The organism is Micromonospora sp. NPDC003776 (assembly GCF_053605645.1).
Genome location: NZ_JBSGJR010000735.1, coordinates 1 through 2,886, shown reverse-complemented (window position 1 = coordinate 2,886; position 2,886 = coordinate 1). Strand labels below are relative to the sequence as shown.

The 2,886-nt window shown below is 72.3% G+C and carries 3 protein-coding genes; all 3 read right to left on the bottom strand.

Translation table 11 applies throughout. From position 1 onward, the window contains the following. A partial coding sequence (locus tag ACWEVO_RS34160) for an MCE family protein (RefSeq protein ID WP_452311543.1) occupies nucleotides 1-1,209 on the bottom strand: 1,209 nt, incomplete at its 3' end. 2 nt (nucleotides 1,210-1,211) lie between these two features. Continuing rightward, nucleotides 1,212-2,015, bottom strand: a complete 804-nt coding sequence (locus ACWEVO_RS34155; protein WP_452311542.1) for an MlaE family ABC transporter permease — start codon at nucleotides 2,013-2,015, stop codon at nucleotides 1,212-1,214. A 1-nt stretch (nucleotide 2,016) separates the two neighbouring features. Beyond that, nucleotides 2,017-2,787, bottom strand: a complete 771-nt coding sequence (locus tag ACWEVO_RS34150) for an MlaE family ABC transporter permease (RefSeq protein WP_452311541.1) — start codon at nucleotides 2,785-2,787, stop codon at nucleotides 2,017-2,019. Nucleotides 2,788-2,886: the final 99 nt, after the last annotated feature.

Sequence of the window (2,886 nt, the reverse complement as noted above, 5' to 3'; positions counted from 1 at the left end):
CGGTGGGGTGGCGGTGAGTCCGCCGACCAGGGGTTTGACCAGGGCCTGCTCCTGGCTGGTGCCGGCCTGGCCCATCGCGCCCGCGGGCACCGCGGGGCCGGCGGGCAGGCCGACCGGCAGCGGCGGGCGGGTGCGGGTGCCGCCGTAGTCGTAGCCGTCGGCGACGGGCACCTCCGGGGCGGGCACCGGCGGGTTCGGCAGGTGCCGGCAGTTCGGGCCGTCGTCGGCGGCGTAGACCGGCTCGTCGCGGCCCTTCTCGTAGGGGCCGCCGTCCTTGGTGACCTCGAGGGTGATGTGCATGCGGCCGCCGGCGAAGACCTCCTCGACCCGGGGTTGCAGGGTGACCAGGCCGTGGACCAGGCACGGGTACTCGGGGGCGTAGGTGGCGAGCAGCTCCAGCACCGGGCGGCTGACCTGGCCGAGGTGGATGAGCTGGTCGCCGTGCCGGTCGAGGAAGCCGCGGGTGGTGTCGGCGGTGTCGGTGGTGTCGGCGAGCAGCGCGGCGAGCTGGGCGCGCTGGTCGGTGACCGTGTCGGCGGTGACGGTGACGTCGCGCAGCAGGGCGAGCAGGTCGGGCAGCGCGGCGTCGTAGCTGTCCAGCACGGTGGCGAGCTGGCGGACGTCCTCGGCGATGGTGGGCAGCTGCGGGTTGAGCTGCCGCAGGTACGCGTCGAGGCGGGTGAGGTTGGCGCCGAGCTGCTCGCCGCGGCCGTCCAGGGCGGTGGCGATCGCGCCGAGCGTGGCGGCGAGCTGGTCGGGGTGGAGGGCCTGCAGCAGCGGCATCGCCTGGTCGAGCACCCGTTCGAGTTCCACCGCGGTACGGCTGCGGTCCTGGCTGATGACCGCGCCGTCGTGCAGCGGCCCGGCGGTGCTGGTCGGGGGCGGGACGAGTTCTACGTACCGCTCGCCGAAGAGGGTCTTGGGCAGCAGCCGGGCGGTCACGTCGGCGGGGATCCGGTCGGTGCTGGCGGGGTCGAGGGCCAGCGCGATGACCGCGCCGTCGCCGTCGCTGCGGACCGAGCGGACGTCGCCGACCACGACGCCGCGGACCTTGACGTCGGCGCCGTCGAGCAGTTGCAGGCCGGCGCGGTCGGCGTGCAGGGTGACCCGGTCGACCGGGGTGAACGCGCGGCGGTACTGCAGCACCGAGGCGGTCAGCGCCGCGGTGAGCAGGGCGATGAAGACGATGCCGAGGACACGGTGTCGCATGGTCACCCCGCGATCCGGACGGTGGTGGTGGCGCCCCAGATGGCCAGGGACAGGAAGAAGTCGACGACGTTCACCGCGACGATGGCGGTCCGGACGGCCCGGCCGACGGCGATGCCGACACCGGCGGGTCCGCCGTTGGCGTTGTAGCCGTACCAGCAGTGGACCAGCACGACGATGACGCTGAACACCAGCACCTTGCCGAACGACCAGAGCACGTCCTCGGGCGGCAGGAAGAGGTGGAAGTAGTAGTCGTAGGTGCCGGCGGACTGGCCGAACCAGACCACCGCGATGGTGCGGGTGGCCAGGTAGCTGGCGAGCAGGCCGATGACGTACAGCGGGATGACGGCGATGAAGCCGGCGATCATCCGGGTGGTGACCAGGAATGGCAGCGAGGGCACGCCCATCACCTCCAGGGCGTCCACCTCCTCGGAGATCCGCATGGCGCCGAGCTGGGCGGTGAAGCCGCAGCCGACGGTGGCGGACAGGGCCAGCGCGGCGACCAGCGGGGAGATCTCCCGGGTGTTGAAGTACGCCGAGACGAAGCCGGTGAAGGCGCTGCTGCCGATCTGGTCGAGCGCCTGGTAGCCCTGGAGGCCGACCTCGGTGCCGGTGAAGAAGGTGAGGAAGCAGATGACGCCGACGGTGCCGCCGAGCACGGCGAGGGCGCCGGTGCCGAAGGTGACCTCGGCCAGCAGTCGGACCACCTCGCGCTTGTAGCGGCGCACGGTCCGTGGCGCCCAGGCCAGGGCGCGCAGGTGGAAGGCGAGCTGGCCGCCGAGGTCGTCGAGGTACCGCAGGACGGCCATGTCAGCTTCCCTTCTGCGGGACGACCTGGAAGTACACGGCCGTGACGATGAAGTTCAGCGCGAACAGCAGCATGAACGTGATGACGACGCTCTGGTTGACCGCGTCGCCGACGCCCTTCGGTCCGCCCTTGGCGGTCATTCCCTTGTAGCTGGCGACCAGTGCGGCGGCGGCCCCGAACAGCAGGGCCTTCACCTCCCCGACGAGCAGGTCGGGCAGTTGTCCGAGGGCCTGGAAGCTGGCCACGTACGCCCCGGGGGTGCCGCCCTGCAGGACGACGTTGAAGGCGTAGCCGCCGGTCACGCCGACGACGCTGACCAGGCCGTTGAGCAGGACGGCGACGAGCATCGCGGCGAGCACCCGGGGCACCACGAGCCGGTGGATGGGGTCGATGCCGAGCACCTGCATGGCGTCCAGCTCCTCGCGGATCTTGCGGGAGCCCAGGTCGGCGCAGATCGCGGAGCCGCCGGCACCGGCGATGATCAGGGCGGTGACGATCGGTCCGGCTTCGCGGACCACGGCGAGCACCGAGGCGGCGCCGGTGAACGACTGCGCGCCGAGCTGCCGGACCAGTGAGCCGAGCTGCAGGGCGATGACCGCGCCGAACGGGATGGACACCAGGGCGGCGGGCAGGATCGACACCGAGCTGATGAACCAGGCCTGCTGGACGAACTCGCGGACCTGCACCGGCCGCCGGCCCAGCCCGCGCAGGGTGTCCAGACAGAACGCGAAGAACTCGCCGCTGCCGCGTAACGCCGAGACGGGAGCGCTCATCCGGTCACCTCCCGGTGTCGGCCGTCGGCGGCGAGGTGCGGACCCAGGTCGATGGTGGGGCGCTCGACGTCCCCGAGGCCGTCGAAGGATCCAGGCGGC

Coding starts and splice junctions, on each gene's coding strand:
- ACWEVO_RS34150 (WP_452311541.1), bottom strand. CDS start 2,787: ATGAGCGCTCCCGTCTCGGCGTTACGCGGCAGCGGCGAGTTCTTCGCG.
- ACWEVO_RS34155 (WP_452311542.1), bottom strand. CDS start 2,015: ATGGCCGTCCTGCGGTACCTCGACGACCTCGGCGGCCAGCTCGCCTTC.